Here is a 20,676-nt window from a genome sequence, read left to right as displayed (position 1 = left end):
GGACTCGGCACAGTCGGTTACCGCTGGGGGCGGTCGAGAAGGAATGACGCAGCGACATGCAGGCCACGCGGGTCCGGACGCCGACGGAGGCGCCCGGACCGCCTTCGCGAGCGCGCTGCGCGCCGCGATCGGAGCCAGCGGGCTTTCCCTGGACCGGATCCAGGCACGGCTGCGCGCCCGGGGCGCGACGGTGAGCGTGACGGCGCTCAGCTATTGGCAGTCGGGCAAACGCCAGCCGGAACGCGCCGGATCGCTGTCGGCGGTGCGGGTGCTGGAGGAAATCCTCGACGTCCCCGACGGCGCGCTGCTCGGCCTGCTGCCGCCGCCCCGTCCGCGCGGCGCGAGCAGGCGCGACCGGGCGGGCGAGGAACCGGTCACCTTCACCCGCGAGATCCTGCAGCCGCTGCTGGACCGCGTCGGCGCGCCGGACGCGCTGGACCAGCAGCACCAGCTGAAGCTCATCGGACTGCACGACCGCTGCGACATCGCGGCCGACGGAGGCCAGCTCGCGGTCACCTCGCGCGCGGTCTTCCAGTCCGGTGCGGACGGTCAGGACCGCTGGCTCCTGGTGTACGCGCAGGGTGACGCGACCGCGGTGCCCGACTTGCAGCCGGTGCGCAACTGCCGCGTCGGACGCGCCGAAGTGGACGACGACCACGGCATCCTGGTGGCCGAATTGCTCTTCGACCGCGCGCTGGAACGCGGCGAGACGCATCTCATCGAGTACACCCTGCGCAACTCCGGGCCGCCGTATCCGCAGTGCCGGGCCACGCACTACCGGGAATTCCGCCGCCCGGTCCGCGAGTACCTGCTGGAGATCCGCTTCGATCCGACCGCGGTGCCCGCCCGCTGCTGGCAATACGCGAACGCCACCGACGAAGCGCCCGCCCGGCGCCGTCTGCGGCTCGACAGCGGCAACGGCGTGCACGCGATCGCGCTGGACTTCGGACCGGGGATCTTCGGCATCGGCTGGGGTTCGTGAGTCCGGCGGCTGAGCTGCGGGAGCTGACCGTTCTGGTCGACACGGGACGGTGGCGCGAGACGGTTCTGGATTCGGTGTGTCTTGTGGTGCCGGCGGGGCTCACTGCGCTGCTCGGCGAATCCGGATGCGGCAAATCGATGGTCGCGGCGGCACTGACGGGCTCGCTTCCTTCGGTTGCGCACCGGACTGGGGAGGTGCGCGTTCGTGGCAGCGTCGGGTTCGTGCCGCAGTCCGGGGTCACGGCGTTCGCCGCGGAGCGAACCGTCGGCTCGCAATTGGACGAGCGTCAGCAGCTCTATCGCGGCCGGAGCGTCGAGGACGCCTGCAAGGCAGCGGTCTATCCCGCGGAGACACTGGATCTTTATCCGCACCAGCATTCCAGCGGGCAAATCCAGCGGGCCGCGCTCGCGGCGGCCCTGCTGTCCGAACCGGATCTCCTTGTGGTGGACGAACCCAGCGCCTCGCTCGACCGCGGCACCGCCTACGAAGTGTGGGCCAGCCTGCGCGCCTATGCCGATACTGGCACCGCCGTGCTGGCCATTACCCACGACGGCACGCTGCTGGCCGAGACCGGGTACGCCGACGCGATGGTGTTCATGCGCGACGGACGCACCGTCGCCGCCGGGTCGCTCGCCGAGATTCAAACCCGCGCAAATCCTTACCTGGAGGGCTTTTTTCAGTGACCGTGCTCAACTGAGCTTGGTCCGCAACACCTTCCCGGTCGCGTTGCGCGGCAACTCCTCCAAGAACTCCACATCCCGCGGCACCTTGTAGCGCGCCAGATTCGCCTTCACGTACTCGCGCACGCCGTCCTCATCCAGCGTCGAACCTTCCGTGCGCACCACAAAGGCCTTGAGCCGCTCGCCGAAATCCGGGTCCTCGACGCCGATCACCGCGGCTTCGAGGACGTCTTCCCGCTCCACCAAAAGGTTTTCCACCTCGATCGGGAACACGTTCTCGCCGCCGGAGACGATCATCTCGTCGTCGCGGCCGTCGATGAACAGCAGGCCGTCCTCGTCGAAGTGGCCGACGTCGCCGCTGGAGAGCAGGCCGTCGATGATCTCCTTGTTGCGGCCGTCGGTGTAGCCGCCGAAGCTGAGCCCGCTGCCGACGAACACCCGTCCGGTCACGTGCGGCTCGGTGATCTTGGTGCCGCGCTCGTCATACAGCGCGACGCGGCAGCCGACCGGCGCGCGTCCCACGGTGCCTGGCGCGCGCTTCCAGTCCTCCGGTGTCGCGACGGTCGCCACTGCGACTTCCGTGGAGCCGTACAGGTTGTGCACGACGTCGCCGAATTCCTCGTTCGCCCGGTTGCCGAGATCCGGCGACAGCGCGGACCCGGCGACGAAGATGATCCGCAGGCACGAGGTGTCGTAGCGATCGCGGACTTCCTTCGGCAGGTCGACGATCCGCTGGAGCATCGTCGGCACCAGAACGAGCGCGGTGCACCGATGCGTGGCGACGCCCTTCAGCGTGGCCTCCGGGTCGAACTTCCGGCGCATCACCACCGTGCAGCCGAGCGCGAAGCTGAGGATGAACTGCGACAGCCCGGTGCCGTGGAACAGCGGCGCGCCCATGAAGGTCGCTTCGCCGGAGCGCAGCGGGATTCGGTCCAGGAACTGTGCCGACGCCAGCGCGGACGTGTGCGGTCGCGGCGCGCCCTTGGGGGTGCCGGTGGTGCCGCTGGTGAGCAGCACGAACCCGCCGGCTTTGGCGGGCGCGGGCACCGGGCGGTCGTCGGTGCTGGCGATGATCTCGGCGAGCACCGGGATCTCGTGGCCGCCCGGCTGGTCCACCCAGGCCAGGTAGCGGTCGACGTCTCCGTCGATCGCGTCGAGCAGACCGGTGAACTCCTGGTCGTAGACGAGCGCGGTGACGCCCTCGCGGTTGGCGACGTCGGCGAACTGCGGCTTGGCGAACCCGGTGTTCATCAGCAGCAACCGAGCGCCGAGCTTGCCCGAGGCGGCCATCGTGAGCACGAGCCCGCGGTGGTCGCGGCACAGCGCGGCGATCACCGAACCGGGGCCGAGGCCGCGCTGCGACCAGGCGCGAGCGAGCGCGTTGGACTGGTCGTCGAGCTGCTTGAAGGTGAGCGGGCCGAGATCGTCGACGATCCCGACGGCCGTCGAATCACGCCGGGCCGCGATGTGGTTCGCGCCGGCGAACGGGCCGTACTTGCGGATCGCGACGAGGGAACGCAGGCCCTCGTCGAGGCGGGGAAACGGCACCAGCCCGGCGCGCCGCATCACCTCGACGCTGCGCACGGTCTCGGTCAGCTTGCCGGCCACCTGACCGGCCAGCTCGGCCACACTCATCCGGGCACCTCCATTGCTGCTGCGGGAGCGCCCACGCCGACGGTCTCCGTACCGCCGGTATGGGAGTTACTCGACAGTAAAGCAAGGCCCGGCCGCGCACCAGTGCCCGGCCGGGGAGGAAATCTCCGGTACCGGTCACCGGCTGTCCGTGAAGGGCTCCTTGCGGGAATCTGATTCCCTCAAGGATCCCTTCACGGACGTCTGCGGCCATGTCAGGGAACTAAGCTGCGCGGCCCAGGCCCGCTGACCGTCCACAAAGGATGGAAGTGCCGCCGGAATGCGTGATTTATGACCGTATGACCGCTTGTTGAGATCCGTGAGGGGAACCCTGAGGGACTCTGAGTCCCTCAGGGTTCCCCTCACGGACGCCTGACCCCGCCCGGATCCTCCGACCTGGGCAAACCGCACCCGAAGCACCGCCCTCAAGTCGCTGAAATGGGGCTGCGAGTCCCTCGAGGAGCCCTTCACGGACCGCAGAGAACCAGGCCGGGCGCCGGGTGTGCGGAAATTGTCGGTGCTGGTCCGCACAATGTGACGGTGCAGGTGATCACCGGCCGGGAGGAAGAGTCCGGCTACACGATCGAGGGCCCCGCGGGGACCCTCCGCGGGCTGTCGCGCGCCGACTGGGTCGACGAGGTACGTCGGCTGGAAGCGGCCGAGAGCCCGCGCTGGGTGCTGCCCTCGGCCGAGGAGAGCTACCCCGCGCTGGTCAAGGCTGGCGTGCGGCTGGGCCGGTGCTACGACCTGTCGCTCGCCGAAGGACTGCTGCTCGCCTACGAGGGCCGGGAGGGCGAATCACGCAGCCTGCGGGCAGCGTGGGCCCGGGCGAACGGGGACGAACCGCCCGACGACGGCCCGGCCTTCGGCGAGGACGCCCAGCCCACGCTGTTCTCTCCGCGCGGCCCCGGCCTGCCGCCGGGCGTCACGGTCGTCGCCGCGGCCCGACGAGTCCTGGCTGAGCAGGAGAAACGCGTGGCCGCCACCGAGGCCCCCGCCCGGATGCGGCTGCTGCTCGCGGCCGAGTCGGCAAGCGCGCTGGCCGCCGCCGAAATCTCCGCCGCCGGGCTCCCCTGGCGCGCTGACCGCCATCTGCAACTGCTGGAAGAACGTCTAGGACCGCGCGTACCCGCTGGTCAACGCCCGAAAGCCCTCGTCGAGCTAGCCGCGAAGATCTCGGCGGCCCTGGGCGGACGGCCGGTGAACCCCGACTCGTCGGCCAGCGTCGTACGCGCGCTCGGCCGGGAAGGCATCGAAATCCCGGCAGCGCGGAAATACCTGCTGCAGGACATCGACCACCCCGCCGTCGCGCCCTTGCTGGAGTACAAGGAACTGTCGCGGCTGCATTCGGCCAACGGCTGGGCGTGGCTGGACGAATGGGTCACCGACGGACGATTCCGGCCGCACTACGTCGTCGGCGGCGTGGTGTCCGGCCGCTGGGCCACCCGGGGCGGCGGGGCGCTGCAGATCCCGCGCGCGCTGCGTTCCTGTGCGTCCGCGGACCCCGGCTGGAAACTCGTTGTCGCCGACGGCGCACAGCTGGAGCCGCGCGTCCTCACCGCGTTGTCCGGCGACCGCCGCCTGGCCGAAGTCGCCGCGGCGACCGATTTGTACGCCCGATTGGCAGAAGCCCTGTTCTCCGGCACGCGCTACGTCCCGCTCCGCCCCGGGGACACGCGAGACGACCGTTCGCGCGCGAAGATCGCCATGCTCTCCGCGATGTACGGCGGCACGTCTGGCGAGGCTGGGCCGCTGCTTGCGTTGCTGCGCCAGCGTTTCCCGGACGCGGTGTCCTATGTGGAGCACGCCGCCGCGGCGGGTGAGCGAGGCGAGCGGGTCCGGTCTCGACTGGGCCGCACCTCCCCGGCCCCGTCTGCGGCTTGGCGCGCCTTGACCGGTGGCCTCACCGAGGACGAGGCGACGGAGACTCGCGCGCGCCGGGCGTCGCGGAGCTGGGGGCGGTTCACGCGGAACTTCGTGGTGCAGGCCAGCGCGGCTGACCTGACCGCGGTCTTGTTGGCCACCTTGCGCGGGCGGCTGCCCGACCCGGCGCATTTGGTGTTCTTCCTGCACGACGAGGTGATCGTGCATGCGCCCGCGGAGCTGGCGGACGAGGTCGCGGCGATCGTGGAGGCGGCGATCCAGGAGGCCGCGAGGCTGGTCTTCGGCGAGGCCTGCCCGGTGCGATTTCCGATGCACGCGAAGCCGGTGGACACTTACGCGGAGGCGAAGTGAGCGCGCTCGCCTCGGCGGCCTTCCCAGCCGCCCCAGGAATGTCCGCACACCACACGGCGGGCTCCGCCTCACCGGTACGGCTGAACGCCGGACCGCACCGGGTCACCGTGGACGGATTTCGAGCGCTTCTCCCGTGCGAGCCTACGGCAGCCGGGCCGTCCTCAGTCGCCGATCTTGACCTGCATTCGCACAGTTCCGCCGGGATGATCGCGAAAGTAAGTCAGGATCTGCGCGCTGTCCGCCGTGCAGCCGGCGTTCGTGAAGCCGTTTTGTTCCGTGTAGCCCAGAATGACGGAACATTTCGCGATAAAGGTGTACCGGTCGGGCAGCAGCACGAAGAACGTCGCCACCGCGGTGCCCGGCCCGCCGTCATTACGGAAAATGGCGCTCATCGTGCACGCGGAGCCCTGACACGGTCCGTCCCATTGAGAGGACCGCACCTGGAACGCCGGTTCCGCGGGCACGGTGGTGCTGGGACTGTCCGGAGTTTCCAGGGTGCTGCGCGGGGCGGTGCTCGGCGTGATTTCGACTGTGCGCACTGGGCTTGTCGGCGGTGTGCCAGCAAGCGTGTCCGTCGCCTGCGCCCGGCCCGCCCCGGCGACTGAATCGCCCGCGGCTCCGGAAACCGGGGTGTTTTTGCTCGTGGGCGGCGAAATCCATTCCTTTAACGGATTGAACCCGGTCAGCGTATTGACAGCCACCAGAATAGCCAGAACGCCGCTCACCACGCCGATGATCAACGACCATTTCTTGAAGCCGGAATCGTCGTCGGGCTTCTTCGGCTCGTCCCCCTCGCCTGCCATCGGGCGATTCTACAGCGCCTCGTCCAACGCCTTCGTAATCCGCTTCAGCGACACCGGATGCGCCGTCCCCAATGTCTGCGCGAAGAAGCTCACCCGGAGTTCCTCGATCATCCACCGCACCTCCGCCAGGGCGGGCGAAGACGTCCCGGGCGGCAAGGCAGCCAGCGCGTCCTGGTATTCCTTCGTGATCCACGCGACGTCGGCCATGCGCTGCAGGTCCCGCGTCTGCTCCAGCGGCAGCTTCTCCAACCGCCGCTCGATGCCGCGCAGGTACCGGACCACGTTCGACAGCCGTCCGGCGCCCGTTTCCGTCACGAATCCCTGGTGCACCAAGCCGTCCAGCTGACGGCGGATGTCCGCCAGCGACTCGGCCGGGCCGCGGGTGTCGGACAGGCGCGTTTCGACGTCGATGGCCGCACGCAGGATCCGCTCGACCTCCGTCAAAACCTCCAGCACCTTCGGGTTCAGCCCCGCCCGCACCTTTTCCAGCAGCGCGGCGAAACCCGCCTCGTCCCAGACCGGGCCGCCCGCGGCGGCCATCAGCGCGTCGACAGCACAGTCGACGCAATCCTCCAGGAGGCCCGCGACACTGCCATGCGGATTGCGGTTCAGCACCAGCTTCGAGGAGTTCGACAGCGAGCGCGTAATGAACTTCATCGGCGAGTTCAGGTTCAGCCGCAGCATTCGCCGCGTGCCGGACCACATCGCGTGTTGCTGTTCGGCGGGCGTGTCCAGCAGCCGCACGGCCACCGACGCGCCCTCGTCGACCAGCGCCGGATACGCCTTCACATCGTGGCCACGCCGGGTCGAGGCGAACACCTTCGGCAGCTCGCCGAAGGACGGCTGCACCAGGCCGGCCTTCTCAATACTGTTGGCAGCCTTGGAAATCGTCTCCCGCACGCGCGGCGCGAGACGGCGCTTCAGCTCGTCCAGGTCCTTGCCCTCGGCCACCCGCTTGCCGCGCTCGTCCACCACCCGGAAGGTGATCCGGAGGTGATCCGGCACCGTCGAGAGGTCCCACGCCGAATGCGGGACGTCGATGCCGCGCATCGCGTGCAGTTCGTCGCCGAGGATGTCGAGAAGCGGACCGTCCGAAGGAGACATTCGCGTCAACGCGTCCGCGGCCGTGTCGGGAGCCGGGACGAAGTTGCGCCGCAACGTTTTCGGCAGCGACTTGATCAGCTGCGTCGCCAGTTCGCCGCGCAGGCCAGGCACCTGCCAGTCGAAGCCGTCCGGCGTCACCTGGTTCAGCACCGGCAGCGGGATGTGCACGGTCACGCCGTCGGCGTCCGCACCGGGCTCGAACTGGTAGGTCAGCTTGAAGACGTGCGTGCCCTGCGTCCACGAGTCCGGGTAGTCCGATTCGCGGACCGCGCCCGCGACCTCGTTGATGAGCATGGACTTCTCGAACGACAGCAGGTCCGGCTCGTTCCGCCGCGCCTTCTTCCACCAGCTGTCGAAGTGCCGCACGGACACGATGTCCTCGGGCACTCGCGCGTCGTAGAACTCGTACAGCGTCTGGTCGTCCACCAGGATGTCGCGCCGCCGGGCGCGGTTCTCCAGGTCTTCGACCTCGTCCAGCAGCGCGCGGTTCTCCGAGAAGAATCGATGGTTCGTGTGCCAGTCGCCCTCGACCAGCGCGTGCCGGATGAACATCGCGCGCGAGATCTCCGGGTCGATGCGGCCGTAGTTCACCCGCCGGTCCGCGATGAGCGGAACGCCGTACAGCGTCACCTTCTCGGTCGCCATCACCGCGCCCTGCTTGCGCTCCCAGTGCGGCTCCGAATACGAACGCTTCACCACGTGCTGCGCGAGCGGTTCGACCCAGTCCGGCTCGATCCGCGCGTTGACCCGGCCCCACAGCCGCGACGTCTCGACCAGCTCGGCCGACATGACCCAGCGCGGCTGCTTCTTGAACAGCGCCGAACCGGGGAAAACGGAGAACCGGGCGCCGCGCGCGCCGAGATAGTCGCCCTTGGCCGGGTCCTTGAGCCCGATGTGCGAAAGCAGCCCGGAAATCAGCGCCGTGTGCACGTGCTGCGGTCCGGCGGGCGTGGTGCTGAGCGTGATGCCGAGCGGTTTGGCGAGCTGGCGCAGCTGGCCGAAGATGTCCTGCCACTCGCGGATCCGCAGGTAGTTCAGGTATTCGGTGCGGCACATCCGGCGGAACTGGTTGCCGGTCAACGTCTTCTGCTGTTCGCTGACGTACTCCCACAGCTTCAGGTAGGAGAGGAAGTCCGACGTCGGGTCCGCGAACCGGGAGTGCTGCGCGTCGGCGGCCTGCTGTTTCTCCGCCGGACGCTCGCGCGGGTCCTGAATGGACAGTGCGGCGGCGATGATCATCACCTCGCGCACGCAGCCGTTCTGCGCGGCCTCCAGCACCATCCGGCCCATCCGCGGGTCGACCGGCAGCAGCGCGAGCTTCCGGCCGACCTCGGTGAGCTTCGAGGAATCGCCGGTCTCGAACGCGCCGAGTTCCTGCAGCAGCTGCACGCCGTCGGTGACCTGGCGGCGGTCCGGCGGCTCGACGAACGGGAACGCGTTCATGTCGCCGAGGCCGAGCGACGTCATCTGCAGGATGACCGACGCCAGGTTCGTCCGCAGGATCTCCGGATCGGTGAACTCCGGCCGCGATTCGAAGTCTTCCTCCGAGTACAGCCGGATGCAGATACCGTCCGAGGTACGACCGCAACGACCCTTGCGCTGGTTCGCCGACGCCTGCGAGACCGCCTCGATCGGCAGCCGCTGCACCTTCGTGCGGTGGCTGTAGCGGGAGATGCGCGCGGTGCCCGGATCGATCACGTACTTGATCCCGGGCACGGTCAGCGAGGTCTCGGCGACGTTCGTGGCCAGCACGATCCGCCGTCCGGTGTGCCGCTGGAACACGCGGTGCTGGTCAGCCGCGGACAGCCGCGCGTACAGCGGCAGTACCTCGGTGTTCCGCAGGTCCAGCCGGTTCAGCACGTCCGCGGTGTCGCGGATTTCGCGCTCGCCGGAGAGGAACACGAGGATGTCGCCCGCCGCCTCGCCGGACAGCTCCTGGACCGCCTCGGCGATCGCCTGCGTCTGGTCGCGGTCCGGGTCGCCCTCGGGCTCGTCCGGGTCCACGAGCGGGCGGTAGCGCACCTCGACCGGGTAGGTCCGGCCGGAGACCTCGACGATCGGCGCGTCGTCGAAATGCCGCGAGAACCGCTCCGGGTCGATGGTCGCCGACGTGATGACGACCTTCAGGTCGGGACGGCGCGGCAGCAGCTGCTTGAGATAGCCGAGGATGAAGTCGATGTTGAGGCTGCGCTCGTGCGCCTCGTCGATGATCAGCGTGTCGTACTGGCGCAGCATCCGGTCGGTCTGGATCTCGGCCAGCAGGATGCCGTCGGTCATCAGCTTGACCAGGGTGTCCTGGCCGGAGTGGTCGGTGAACCGGACCTTGTAGCCGACCGTGTCGCCCAGTTCGGTCTTCAGCTCGCTGGCGATCCGGTCGGCGACCGTGCGCGCGGCGAGCCGGCGCGGCTGGGTGTGCCCGATCTGCCCGCGCACGCCGCGGCCCAGCTCCAGGCAGATCTTCGGCAGCTGCGTGGTCTTGCCCGACCCGGTCTCCCCCGCGACGATCACCACCTGGTGATCGCGGATCGCGTCGCCGATCTCGTCCTTGAGCCTGCTGACCGGCAGCTCGGCGGGGTACTCGATCTTCGGCACGCTTTCGCGGCGCTGCTGCACGCGCAGCAGCGCCGTTTCGACGTCGGCAGCGATGCGCTCGGCCGTCTCCTGCTTGCCACGAGACCGGCGCGCGCCGTCGAGACGACGACGGAGCCGGTACTCGTCGCGCAGCATCAGTTCGGGCAGCTGGGCGCGCAGCTCTGCGAAGGGGGATGGAGTGGACATACTTGGGCCAAGGATAGCCGTGCGTGACGGTCGTGGCTTCCGAATATGCCGCGAGTGACAGCCCCGCCTCGCCGGTTCACGGCACCGGGGCCGGCCGCGGCTGCACGAGCTTGGCCGGAAGCAGCCAGGTCAGCCGGTCCGAGCGGAGCACGGCGAGCGGTCCGATCACGGCCAGGAGCAGCACGTATCCGGCGACGAACGGGGCCACCCGCGAGTCGAGCCCGGCCGCGGTCGCCATCGTCGCCAGTACCAGCGAGAACTCGCCCCGGGTCAGCACGGTCAGGCCGATGTTCACGCCTTCCTGCCGGTCGAAGCCGTGCAGCCGGGCGGCGAACGCCCCGGCGGCGAGGTTCAGCACCAGCGTCAGCACGACGGCGGCGAGCACCGGGAGGACGACCGTGCCGACCGCGCCCGGGTCGATCGACAGCCCGAAGATGAAGAAGAACAGCGCGCCGAACGCGTCCCGCAGCGGCAGCACCAGCTTGTGCACCCGCGGCGCGACCTGGGAATTGCCGAGCATCATGCCGACCATGAACGCGCCGATCGCGTCGGAAACGCCCACCTCCTCGGCCGCCGCGGCACCGAGCACGGCGACGCCGACGAAGCAGACGGTGAGCAGTTCGTCATCCGCCGAGCCGAAGAGCCGCGACACCAGCCGTCCGCCCCAGCGGGCCAGCGCGGCGAGGACGAGCAGGAAGCCGAACGCCTTGCCGAAGTCGGCGAGCGCCGCGCCGAATCCGTCGGCGCCGCTCAGCACGGGCTGCAGCAGGGCCAGGTACAGCGCGAGGAACAGGTCTTCCAGCACGACGATGCCCATGATGAGGCGGGATTCCCGGTTGTTCATCCGCCGGGTTTCCAGGAGCAGTTTGGTGACGATGGCCGAGGACGAGATGCCGATCGCGCCGGCGATCACCAGCGCCTCGCGCGTGCCCCAGCCGAGCGCGAAGCCGAACGCGAGCCCGCCGCCGATGTTCAGCACGAGGTACGCCAGCCCCGCCCAGGCGAGTCTGGCGCCGCCGCGGGCGAGGTCGTCGAGCGAGAACTCCAAGCCGAGATAGAAGAGCAGGAACACGAGGCCGAGCCCGGCCAGCACGCCGAACTCGGCCGGATCGTCCACAAGGGACAGTCCGGGGGTGTGCGGGCCGAAGACGAAACCGGCCAGCATGAACAGGGGAATCGTGGGCAGCCCGATCCGGGCGCCGACGCGGGCGAGGGCGCCGGCGGCGAGAAACGCGCCGCCGACGGCCAGCAAAGCATGACCGTTGCTCATGAAATCCTCTTGAGAGCCGGGTACAGGTGGGGAACGAGTACTCAGCACTCGGGAGGGGCCCGCGCCGCGGCGGGCGCGGGCGCGCGGTCCAGTTCCGCCGGCGGTGCGGCGGAAAACGGGACAGTGCACCGATCCGGCCGGGCAAGGCGGATCTCGCCCGGGGCGTCGGCGAGCGGCAGCGGGTGCGCCGCGACGAGGTGCGGGCCCTGTTCCTGGACCAGGGCCGGTTCGGGGTCGTGCGGACGCGGGCCGGCCGGTCCCGGGCCGGGGACGGCGACGCCGAGCAGGAGCAGCGCGGCAAGTGCCACGACGAGGATGGACCGGTGCCGCGGCGCGGAAGCGGCGGCAGCAGTCGTCATCTCGGGACGAGTTTACCATGTCTTTAACGTGCGCCGAGAGCTTCTGCTGACGTCCATAGTGGACAGTCCAACGACGACTCCCGCTGTTCCAGTGGATTTTCAGCCGCCTTCAGGCAATCTTCATCGTCCACAGTGGATCGACCGCGTTCACATCTGTGAAAAGTTTTCGCATCCCTTGCCTCGCGGCTTCACGCTCGGTTATCGTGGCGCTACGCCGCAGCAGTACCCGGAACCGGTCATTCGCCGGTCCGGCCGCCTTGCCCACGTACCGCGGAAAGGGATTCCCCTCATGCGCAAGACGATGCGGCCCACGCTGGTCGCCGGTCTCACGGCTGCCTCGGCCCTCGCCCTCGTGTTCAGCACCCCCGCTCTCTCGGCCGCCGCCGTGCCCGCCCCGCTCGCCGCCTCAGCAGTGTCTTCATCCGTGCTGGGATCCGGCGGCGACCTCGCGTCTCCCGAGAAAAAAGAGATCGCGATGCAGCTCGTGTCGAGTGCGGAGAACTCGTCGCTCGACTGGAAGAAGCAGTACTCGTACATCGAGGACATCAAGGACGGCCGCGGCTACACCGCGGGCATCATCGGGTTCTGCTCCGGCACCGGCGACATGCTCGAACTCGTGCAGGCCTACACCAAGTCCGTGCCGGACAACCCGCTCGCGAAGTTCTTGCCAGCGCTGGAAAAGGTCAACGGCTCCGATTCGCACGAAGGTCTCGGCGCGCCGTTCGAGAGCGCTTGGAAGGAAGCCGCGGGCACTCAGGAATTCCAGGCCGCGCAGAACAGCGAGCGCGACCGCGTGTACTTCGACCCGGCGGTGAACCAGGGCAAGTCGGACGGTCTCGGCGCGCTCGGCCAGTTCATCTACTACGACGCGATCGTGATGCACGGCCCCGGCACGAGCACCGACAGCTTCGGCGGTATCCGCGACGCCGCGCTGTCGAAGGCGAAGCCACCGGCCCAGGGCGGCGACGAAACCGCCTACCTCAAGGCATTCCTCGACGCGCGCAAGGTGGTCATGAAGAAGGAAGAGGCGCACGCGGACACGTCCCGCGTCGACACCGAGCAGCTGGTGTTCCTCAACGACGGCAACCTCGATCTGCACACGCCGCTAAAGTGGCAGGTCTACGGCGACCCATACGAGATCAACTGAATCCCCGGCAAGTTCTCACGGTCACCGCGCACAGCGCGTCCGCGTGGGACCACGACGGCGACCGCTGGGTACGGGCACTCGGTCCGTACCCAGCGGAAGTCGGCGCGCAAGGAATCGGCGTCGCGCGCGAAGGACTTTCCCTTACCCCAGCCGGAATCTGGCCGCTCACCGAGGCTTTCGGCATCGAGCCGAACCCCGGTACCCGGCTCCCCTATCGGCAGGTGACCACTTCGGACTGGTGGGTGTCCGATGTGCACTCTCCGCTCTACAACACGCATTACCGAGGCACACCAGGCCAATTCGACGAAGCGGCGGGCGAGAACCTCGGTGCGGCGGGCCCGGCGTACGCGCACGCGGTGGTGATCGACTACAACCGCTCGCCGGTCGTGCCCGGTGCCGGTTCGGCGTTTTTCCTGCACGTGACCACCGGCGGACCGACCGCCGGCTGTGTCGCTCTCGCGCAAAACGATCTCATCGCAGTGCTGCGCTGGCTCGACCCCGCGCGGAAACCCGTCATCGCAATAACTGATCAGCCGTCCGCGTGTTGATGATCCGTTCCGGTCCGATGCCCGCGTTTTCCGCCCGCTCGCAGCCGTAGACCTGCCAATCGAGCTGACCGGGCGCGTGCGCGTCGCTGTCGATCGCGAACTCGCAGCCCAGCTCGACGGCCTGGCGCAGCAACCGCATCGGCGGATCGAGCCGGTCCGGCCGCGAGTTGATCTCCACCGCCACCCCGTTCTCGCGGCAGGCGGTGAACACCTTCTCCGAGTTGAACTGCGACTCCGGCCTGCTGCGTCCGCCGACCAGCCGTCCGGTGCAGTGGCCCAGCACGCGGACGTGCGGGTTCTCGACGGCCGCCAGCATCCGCGGAGTCATCTCCCGCGCGGGCATGCGGAGCTTCGAGTGCACACTCGCCACCACGAAGTCGAGCCGGTCCAGGAGCTTCTCGGTCTGGTCGAGCGCACCGTCGTCGAGGATGTCGACCTCGATGCCGTGCAGCAGGCGGAACGGGGCCAGCTGCTCGTTCACTCGCGCGACCTCGTCCATCTGCGCGCGCAGCCGCTCCGGGGACAGGCCGCGCGCGACGGTCAGCCGCGGCGAATGATCAGTGAGCACGATCCACTCATGCCCCAGCTCGCGCGCCGTCTCGGCCATCTCGAGGATCGGGCTGCCACCGTCGGACCAGTCGGAATGCGTGTGACAGTCGCCGCGAAGCGCCGTACGCAGAGCACCGCCGTCCGGCAGCTTCTTTTCGGACAGCTTCGCCGCGTACGCGGGCGTACGGTCGTGCCACGCGTCTTCGATGACCCCCGCAGTGGCTTTGCCGATCCCCTTCAACGCCTGAAGCGTCTTCGCACCGACGCGCGACGCCAGTTCGTCTTCGGAGAGCTTGTCGACCACCGCGGCGGCCTGACGGAACGCGCGCACCCGGTAAGTCGGTTCACCGGCGCGTTCGAGCTGGAAGGCGATGTCGCGCAGGGCGCGGGCCGGGTCCATGACTCCCGTTCTACCCGTTCAGCCGCGCCGAGGCAGCTCATGCCGCTCGACGCCGCGGAGACGGCCGTCGCGGATTTCCGCGGTTTGGTAGGTGCAGAACGGCTGCCGCCGCCGGTCGGTGGGCGAACCGGGGTTGAGCAGCCGCAGCCCGCCGGGCGTCACCGTGTCCCACGGGATGTGGCTGTGGCCGAAGATCAGCACGTCGACGTCCGGATACAACGCGTCGCACCGAGCGGGACGGCCCTTCGCGTCGCCAGTCTCATGGACGACCGCCAGCCGGACGCCTTCCAGCGTCTCGCGAGCCACCTCAGGCAGGCGTTTCCGCAGTTCAGGGCCGTCGTTGTTGCCGTAAACGCCGATCAGCCGGGCGCTGCGGGCCTCAAGCGCGTCGAGAGTGTCCACGTCGACCCAGTCGCCCGCGTGCACCACGACGTCCGCCTTCGCGACTTCGTCCCAGACCTGTGCGGGCAGTTCCTTCGCCCGCTTCGGCAGGTGGGTGTCCGCGAGGAGCAGCAACCGCACGCCGTCACTCCTCCCCGATCGCCTCGAGCACGTGGTCGAGGAACGCCGCGATGTGCGCGCGCAGCAGCTCGGCCGCGCCGTCCTCGTCGCCCTTCTTCGCGGCGGCGAGCACCGCCTTGTGCTCGTTCCATTCCTTGCGCCAGCTGGGATTCGCGTCCCAGCCGACCACCGTGATCAGCGCCGCGCGGTCGCGCAGGTCGTCCAGCATCGACACCATCAGCGGGTTGCCGCAACCCGCGTACAGCGCGCGGTGGAACCGCCGGTTCAGCAGGCTCAACGTGGTCTGGTCGGCCTCCGCGCCCGACGCTTCCTTGAGGACCTGCGCGGCCTCGTCGAACGCCGTGCGGTCCGAAGACCGGATGGCGCGGCGCAGCGCCTCGGGCTCCAGCACCATCCGCACGTCGTAGACCGACCGCGCCAGCTCCGCGTCGACCACGCACACCGACGCGCCCTTGTACGGGCTGAACGTGACCAGCCCGGTGTTGGACAGCACCTTGAGCGCCTCGCGCACGGGCGTCTTCGACACCCCGAGCCGCGCGGCCAGCTCCGCCTCCACGAGCTGCTGACCGGGCACCAGCTCGCGGGCGAGAATGCCGCGCCGGATCTCCTCCAGCACCACCTCGGTGCGGGAGGCGGGGAGGCTGAACGTGGACGGCATGCCGACCCTCCTGGCTTTCGCGCTCGTCCCCGCACATTCAACCAGGCGGGCGTCTCCGAGCGTCGACACGTACGATCATATATCAGATGCCATCCGCCGACCGAGGAGACTCAGCCCGATGAAGGCACCCGAGGACTTGCGCAGCCACCGCTGGTTCGGCGGCGACGACCTGCGGAATTTCAGCCACCGCACCCGTGCCCGGCAGCTCGGCTATGAGCCGGAGGAGCACCTCGGCAAGCCAGTGATCGGCATCCTCAACACCTGGAGCGACATCAACCCGTGCCACCAGCACCTGCGCGAACGCGCGGAGCAGGTCAAGCGCGGTGTGTGGCAGGCGGGCGGATTCCCGCTGGAGTTCCCGGTGGCGACGCTGTCGGAGACGTATCAGAAGCCGACGCCGATGCTGTACCGGAATCTGCTGGCGATGGAGACCGAGGAACTGCTGCGGTCGTATCCGGTCGACGGTGCGGTGCTGATGGGCGGCTGCGACAAGACCACCCCGGCGCTGCTGATGGGTGCGGCGAGCGCGGGACTGCCGTCGATTTTCGTGCCCGCCGGGCCGATGCTGCGCGGAAACTGGCGCGGCGAGGTGCTCGGCAGCGGCACCGACATGTGGAAGTACTGGGACGAACGGCGCGCGGGCACGATCGGCGACCGCGAGCTCGCCGAGCTGGAACGCGGCCTCGCCCGCTCCCCCGGCCACTGCATGACGATGGGCACCGCGTCGACCATGACGTCCGCCGCCGAGGTGCTCGGGCTGACGCTGCCCGGCGCGGCGTCGATCCCCGCGGTCGATTCCGCGCACCACCGGATGGCGGCGGCGAGCGGTGCGCGAATCGTGGGCATGGTGTGGGAAGACCTCACGATCGCGAAGATCCTCGACGAGCACGCGTACGCCGACGCGATCACCACCGTGCTGGCGCTCGGCGGATCGACCAACGCGGTGATCCACCTGATCGCGATGGCCGGACGCAGCGGGATTTCGTTGTCCCTGAAGGATTTCGACGAGATCGCGCGCCGGGTGCCGGTGCTGGCGAACATCCGGCCGGGCGGCGATTGGCTCATGGAGGACTTCTATTACGCGGGCGGCCTGCCCGGATTGTTGTCCCGCTTGACCGACCTGCTGCACCTCGAACGGATCACCGTCACCGGGCGTCCGCTCGCTGATTCTCTCGCCGACGCGGGCGTGCACAACGACGACGTGATCCGCCCGCGCGACAATCCGGTCGCCAGCGAAGGCGGCGTGGCCGTGCTGCACGGGAACCTCGCTCCCGGCGGCGCGGTGATCAAGCACATCGCCGCTGATCCCGCACTGCTCACGCACACCGGTCCGGCGGTGGTTTTCGACAACTACAAGGACCTGAAGAAGCGCATCGACGACCCGGCGCTGGGTATCACCGCCGATTCCGTGTTGGTACTGCGCGGGTCCGGTCCGCTCGGCGGTCCCGGGATGCCCGAGTACGGCATGCTGCCGATCCCGGCGCACCTGCTGGAACAAGGTGTGCGGGACATGGTGCGGATCTCCGACGCCCGGATGAGCGGCACCAGCTACGGCGCGTGCGTGCTGCACGTGGCACCGGAATCGCACGTCGGCGGACCGCTCGCGCTCGTCCGCGACGGCGACCTGATCACCCTGGACGTGCCGTCCCGGACGTTGCGGCTTCAGGTCGACGGCGCCGAACTTGAACGTCGTCTCGCTTCGTGGGCCGCCCCTGCGCCGCGGTTCGAACGAGGTTACGGTGCGCTGTACGCGGAGCACATCACGCAGGCCGACGAGGGCTGCGACTTCGACTTCCTCGCCCGCGCCGGGGCCAATCCGGAACCGGACGCCGGGTGACCGGTTTGTTCCGCTGGGGGCAGTAGTCCGGCATGTCCGGCTCGGCCCGTACGCTGTGCCCTTGACCGCAGCGAATCGAAGGGGTCGTGAGGTGCAGTACGAACCGCGCTGGCCGGAAACCGACAGCGACCAGACCGAGATCCTGCCGGTCGTGCCGCCCGAGGAACCTCCGTCCCCGCCGCGAAGGCGGGGCCTGCGCAAAGCGGGCTGGATCAGCGGCGGCGTGCTCGGCGTCCTGGTCGTCGCCTACCTCATCGACCTGCTGACCAGCCAGGGCCGGGTGCCGCGCGGCGTCGTCGTGGCCGGCGTGGACGTCGGCGGGCTGGAGCGGCCGGTCGCCGAACGCGAACTGCGCGGGAAGATCGAGCCGCGGCTCACCCAGCCGCTCACCGTCACCGCGGGCAACGCGCACACCAAGCTGTCGCCGACCGAGGCCGGGCTGGGGCTCGACTGGAGCGGCACTCTCGACCAGGCGGGCGACCAGCCGATCAACCCCTTCACGCGGCTCGCGTCGTTCTTCAGCACGCGGGAACTCGGCGTGGTGTCGCACGCGGAGGCCGAGAAGCTCGACCCGGCGCTCGAGGACCTGCGCGGACGCGTCGACCGGGAGCCGGTCGAGGGCACGATCCGGTTCGACGGCACCACCCCGGTCGCGGTCCCGCCGCAGGCCGGGCAGAAGCTGGACGTCGCGGCGGCACGCGCGAAGGTGCTGAGCGGCTGGGCTTCCAGCAACGAGCTGACGCTCCCGGTCGCGCCGACACCGGTGCGCACCACCGCTGAAGGCGTCCAGCGGGCGCTGACCGAGTTCGCCAAGCCCGCGGTGTCCGCGCCGATCGTGGTCAAGGGCGAAGGCGCGGACGCGACGCTGAGTCCGGAGCAGATCGCGGGCGCGTTGACGTTCGTGCCCGGCGACGGCGGCGGCCTCGCGCCGCAGGTCGACCCGAAGAAGGTCACCGACGCGCTCGCGCCGCAGCTGAAGTCGACCGAGCAGGAGGGGAAGGACGCGGCCATCGCGTTCTCCGGCGGCAAGCCGGTCGTCGAACCGTCCGCGGACGGCAACACCGTCGACTGGGAGCAGAGCCTCAAGCCGCTGCCGAACACGCTGAAGCAGACCGACAGCCGTGAGCTGAAGGCGATCTACAAGAAGACTCCGGCGAAGGTCACCACCGAGCAGGCGGACAAGCTCGGCGTCAAGGAAGTCATCGGCGAATTCAGCACCGGCGGGTTCGCGCCCGACTCCGGGACGAACATCCGCGTGGTCGCCGAGAAGGTGAACGGCGCGATTGTGAAGCCGGGAGAAACCTTCAGCCTCAACGGGTTCACCGGCGCGCGCGGGCGTCCGCAGGGGTACGTCGAGGCGGGCGTGATCGAGAACGGCGCGCCTGCCCGCGAGGTGGGCGGCGGCATTTCGCAGTTCGCCACCACGCTGTACAACGCGGCGTACTTCTCCGGGATGAAGGACGCCGGGCACAAGGAACACAGTTACTACATCAGCCGTTACCCGGCCGCGCGCGAGGCGACGGTGTTCCAGAACCCCAACGGCGCCAGCGTGATCGACCTGAAGTTCACGAACGACTCGGACACCGGCGTCGCGATCCAGACCGTCTGGACGTCGTCGTCGATCACCGTGAAGCTGTGGGGCACCAAGCGGTACACGGTCGAATCGGTGCCCGGCGAGCGGTCGAACCCGACGCCGCCGCCGACGAAACCGGGTCCGGCGGAGAACTGCCACGCGTCCAACGGCGCGCCCGGTTTCACCGCGAGCGACACCCGGATCCTGCGCGACGCCTCGTCGGGCCGGGAAGTTTCGCGGCACACGCGGTCGGTCCGCTACAACCCGCAGCCGAAGATCACCTGCGGGGAGTAACGAGTCGCTGCATCGTGGCAGCCACCGCCAGATCCACGGCGAAGGAAAACTCCGCTTCGTGATCGCACCGCGCCAGATGCGGCGCGCATTCGACGACGGCGGGAAGTCCGGTCTGCTCCAGTTCGGCGCGGCGGTGGGCGATTCCGGCTTCGTCGGTGACGCCGAACGCCGGCCCCGCACCCGCCTCGCGCAGGAGCGAGCCGACCACGACGGCCAGGAGCGAGCGCAGCAGGTGCACCGCCTCTTCGGGGGACGCGCCTGCCTTGCGCAGCACCGAAAGCACCGCCTCGACCGGGGCGAGCGCGGCGATCGACGGCAACTGTCTGGTTAGGACCAGCGCGGCGGCCTGCGGGTGCGCGCGCGTCGCTTGCCGGAAGGACTGGGCGATCGCGCGGAGGTCTTCTTCGGGCTGGCCGGTCAAGTCCGGGAGGTCGATCCCGCCGAGCACGTGCCCGGCGACGGCGTCGAGCAAGGCTTCTTTGCCGTCGATGTGGTGGTAGAGGCTCTTCGCGTCCACGCCGAGACGCTGCCCGACGGTCCGCATGCTCACCGCTGCCGCGCCGTCGGCGTCGACTACTTCCAGCGCGGCCGTCAGGATCGCCTCCCGCGACAGCCGGGCGTCTCCCTTGCGCGGGCGTCCCCGGCGCGTCGTGGTGTTCACGGCTCCATCATGGCGCACTTGCGGTTAACCCACACTGTGGATTAAATTGCGGTTCCGCTCTCCTGGCTTGGAGGAACCCGTGGACCCGTTGGCCATCCCCGCGCCCGAAGTGCTGCGAGCCCGGCACAAGCTCGTCCTCGACCACTTCCGCGACGAGGTGCGCCAGGACTGGGACGACGTGCTGGAGACGTTCCCGCACCCGCACTACGAGATCGTCCCGACGATGACCGTGCACGACGGCGATTCCGCGGTGCGCGGCTACTACGACGAAACGCGTCGCGCTTTTCCCGATCAAGACCACGAAATCATCGCCCTGCGGCACAGTGCGGATGCGGTAATCGTCGAATTCTGGCTTCTCGGCACACATCGTGGGCCGCTCGGGAAGATCCCGCCGACCGGGCAGCGCTTCCGGGTCCGGATGACCGCGTACTTCCTGTTCGACGCCGACGAACGGCTGGTGTGCGAACGCATCTACTTCGACACGCTCACCATGCTCCGCCAGTTGCTGAGCGCGTACGACATCCGGAAACCCACGTCGTGGCCCAAGCTCGTCCGCGCGGTGCGCGGGCTGCTGGCGATGTCCGGAACCCCGGATCCGCGGCTTTCCGAAACCACTCCGCCCGCTTTCTGTCGGTGACCCCGCG

Annotated in this window: 17 protein-coding genes; 8 read left to right on the top strand and 9 right to left on the bottom strand. The window is 69.3% G+C overall.

Annotation, left to right across the window (positions count from 1 at the left end; translation table 11 throughout):
- Positions 1-43: 43 nt before the first annotated feature.
- Complete coding sequence (locus ACFORO_RS30150; protein WP_377868345.1) at positions 44-982, top strand: hypothetical protein; 939 nt, start codon at positions 44-46, stop codon at positions 980-982.
- Positions 979-1,665: an ATP-binding cassette domain-containing protein gene (locus tag ACFORO_RS30145; RefSeq protein ID WP_377868344.1), complete on the top strand. Its 687-nt coding sequence runs from the start codon at positions 979-981 to the stop codon at positions 1,663-1,665. The genes ACFORO_RS30150 and ACFORO_RS30145 overlap by 4 nt, the downstream gene beginning before the upstream one ends.
- Before the next feature lie 6 nt (positions 1,666-1,671).
- On the opposite strand, the gene ACFORO_RS30140 is transcribed toward ACFORO_RS30145, so the two are convergent.
- Positions 1,672-3,297, bottom strand: a complete 1,626-nt coding sequence (locus ACFORO_RS30140; protein ID WP_354747706.1) for an acyl-CoA synthetase — start codon at positions 3,295-3,297, stop codon at positions 1,672-1,674.
- Positions 3,298-3,834: 537 nt separating this feature from the next.
- Here ACFORO_RS30140 and ACFORO_RS30135 point away from each other — a divergent pair.
- The gene (locus tag ACFORO_RS30135; protein ID WP_377868343.1) at positions 3,835-5,529 is read left to right on the top strand and encodes a bifunctional 3'-5' exonuclease/DNA polymerase; all 1,695 of its coding nucleotides are present in this window, start codon (positions 3,835-3,837) and stop codon (positions 5,527-5,529) included.
- A gap of 161 nt (positions 5,530-5,690) precedes the next feature.
- Here the strand turns inward: ACFORO_RS30135 and ACFORO_RS30130 are convergent, their stop codons facing one another.
- The 4 genes from ACFORO_RS30130 to ACFORO_RS30115 all read right to left on the bottom strand — a co-directional run bounded on the left by ACFORO_RS30130 (position 5,691) and on the right by ACFORO_RS30115 (position 11,843).
- Positions 5,691-6,269, bottom strand: coding sequence for a hypothetical protein (locus tag ACFORO_RS30130; RefSeq protein ID WP_377868342.1), 579 nt, complete (start codon positions 6,267-6,269; stop codon positions 5,691-5,693).
- Positions 6,270-6,341: 72 nt separating this feature from the next.
- Complete coding sequence (gene hrpA, locus ACFORO_RS30125; RefSeq protein ID WP_377868341.1) at positions 6,342-10,214, bottom strand: ATP-dependent RNA helicase HrpA; 3,873 nt, start codon at positions 10,212-10,214, stop codon at positions 6,342-6,344.
- 76 nt (positions 10,215-10,290) lie between these two features.
- Positions 10,291-11,484, bottom strand: coding sequence for a cation:proton antiporter (locus ACFORO_RS30120; RefSeq protein ID WP_377868340.1), 1,194 nt, complete (start codon positions 11,482-11,484; stop codon positions 10,291-10,293).
- Between the two features lie 41 nt (positions 11,485-11,525).
- A complete protein-coding gene (locus ACFORO_RS30115) occupies positions 11,526-11,843 on the bottom strand; it encodes a hypothetical protein (protein ID WP_377868339.1) in 318 nt (105 codons plus the stop codon).
- Positions 11,844-12,132: 289 nt separating this feature from the next.
- Between ACFORO_RS30115 and ACFORO_RS30110 the strand changes: the two genes are divergently transcribed.
- Positions 12,133-12,990 carry a chitosanase gene (locus ACFORO_RS30110; protein ID WP_377868338.1) on the top strand — a complete coding sequence of 286 codons (858 nt, stop codon included), beginning with the start codon at positions 12,133-12,135 and terminating at the stop codon, positions 12,988-12,990.
- A complete protein-coding gene (locus tag ACFORO_RS30105; RefSeq protein WP_377868337.1) occupies positions 12,954-13,538 on the top strand; it encodes a L,D-transpeptidase family protein in 585 nt (194 codons plus the stop codon). The genes ACFORO_RS30110 and ACFORO_RS30105 overlap by 37 nt, the downstream gene beginning before the upstream one ends.
- Here ACFORO_RS30105 and ACFORO_RS30100 read toward each other — a convergent pair.
- The 3 genes from ACFORO_RS30100 to ACFORO_RS30090 are packed head-to-tail and all read right to left on the bottom strand — an operon-like array spanning position 13,504 to position 15,667.
- Positions 13,504-14,487: a PHP domain-containing protein gene (locus ACFORO_RS30100; protein ID WP_377868336.1), complete on the bottom strand. Its 984-nt coding sequence runs from the start codon at positions 14,485-14,487 to the stop codon at positions 13,504-13,506. The two genes, ACFORO_RS30105 and ACFORO_RS30100, sit on opposite strands and share 35 nt — an antisense overlap.
- Before the next feature lie 18 nt (positions 14,488-14,505).
- Positions 14,506-15,009 carry a metallophosphoesterase family protein gene (locus tag ACFORO_RS30095; RefSeq protein WP_377868335.1) on the bottom strand — a complete coding sequence of 168 codons (504 nt, stop codon included), beginning with the start codon at positions 15,007-15,009 and terminating at the stop codon, positions 14,506-14,508.
- Positions 15,010-15,013: 4 nt separating this feature from the next.
- Complete coding sequence (locus ACFORO_RS30090) at positions 15,014-15,667, bottom strand: GntR family transcriptional regulator (protein WP_377868334.1); 654 nt, start codon at positions 15,665-15,667, stop codon at positions 15,014-15,016.
- A gap of 118 nt (positions 15,668-15,785) precedes the next feature.
- Between ACFORO_RS30090 and araD the strand changes: the two genes are divergently transcribed.
- Positions 15,786-17,504 carry an L-arabinonate dehydratase gene (gene araD, locus ACFORO_RS30085; protein WP_377868333.1) on the top strand — a complete coding sequence of 573 codons (1,719 nt, stop codon included), beginning with the start codon at positions 15,786-15,788 and terminating at the stop codon, positions 17,502-17,504.
- A 91-nt stretch (positions 17,505-17,595) separates the two neighbouring features.
- Complete coding sequence (locus ACFORO_RS30080; RefSeq protein ID WP_377868332.1) at positions 17,596-19,371, top strand: VanW family protein; 1,776 nt, start codon at positions 17,596-17,598, stop codon at positions 19,369-19,371.
- On the opposite strand, the gene ACFORO_RS30075 is transcribed toward ACFORO_RS30080, so the two are convergent.
- Complete coding sequence (locus ACFORO_RS30075; RefSeq protein WP_377868331.1) at positions 19,355-20,032, bottom strand: TetR/AcrR family transcriptional regulator C-terminal domain-containing protein; 678 nt, start codon at positions 20,030-20,032, stop codon at positions 19,355-19,357. The two genes, ACFORO_RS30080 and ACFORO_RS30075, sit on opposite strands and share 17 nt — an antisense overlap.
- Before the next feature lie 79 nt (positions 20,033-20,111).
- Here ACFORO_RS30075 and ACFORO_RS30070 point away from each other — a divergent pair, with 79 nt between their 5' ends.
- Entirely contained in the window at positions 20,112-20,669 is a 558-nt protein-coding gene (locus tag ACFORO_RS30070; protein WP_354747734.1) for an ester cyclase, read from the top strand.
- Positions 20,670-20,676 lie beyond the last annotated feature (7 nt).

This window comes from Amycolatopsis halotolerans, from assembly GCF_042647905.1.
In the GTDB taxonomy this organism is placed as follows: domain Bacteria; phylum Actinomycetota; class Actinomycetes; order Mycobacteriales; family Pseudonocardiaceae; genus Amycolatopsis; species Amycolatopsis halotolerans.
This window is presented reverse-complemented; position numbering and strand designations above follow the sequence as displayed.

What these genes read in the sequence shown, in the direction of transcription:
- araD (WP_377868333.1), top strand. Translation starts at nt 15,786, where the DNA reads ATGAAGGCACCCGAGGACTTGCGCAGCCACCGCTGGTTCGGCGGCGAC.
- ACFORO_RS30140 (WP_354747706.1), bottom strand. Translation starts at nt 3,297, where the DNA reads ATGAGTGTGGCCGAGCTGGCCGGTCAGGTGGCCGGCAAGCTGACCGAG.
- ACFORO_RS30090 (WP_377868334.1), bottom strand. Translation starts at nt 15,667, where the DNA reads ATGCCGTCCACGTTCAGCCTCCCCGCCTCCCGCACCGAGGTGGTGCTG.
- ACFORO_RS30100 (WP_377868336.1), bottom strand. Translation starts at nt 14,487, where the DNA reads ATGGACCCGGCCCGCGCCCTGCGCGACATCGCCTTCCAGCTCGAACGC.
- hrpA (WP_377868341.1), bottom strand. Translation starts at nt 10,214, where the DNA reads ATGTCCACTCCATCCCCCTTCGCAGAGCTGCGCGCCCAGCTGCCCGAA.
- ACFORO_RS30110 (WP_377868338.1), top strand. Translation starts at nt 12,133, where the DNA reads ATGCGCAAGACGATGCGGCCCACGCTGGTCGCCGGTCTCACGGCTGCC.
- ACFORO_RS30150 (WP_377868345.1), top strand. Translation starts at nt 44, where the DNA reads ATGACGCAGCGACATGCAGGCCACGCGGGTCCGGACGCCGACGGAGGC.
- ACFORO_RS30120 (WP_377868340.1), bottom strand. Translation starts at nt 11,484, where the DNA reads ATGAGCAACGGTCATGCTTTGCTGGCCGTCGGCGGCGCGTTTCTCGCC.
- ACFORO_RS30115 (WP_377868339.1), bottom strand. Translation starts at nt 11,843, where the DNA reads ATGACGACTGCTGCCGCCGCTTCCGCGCCGCGGCACCGGTCCATCCTC.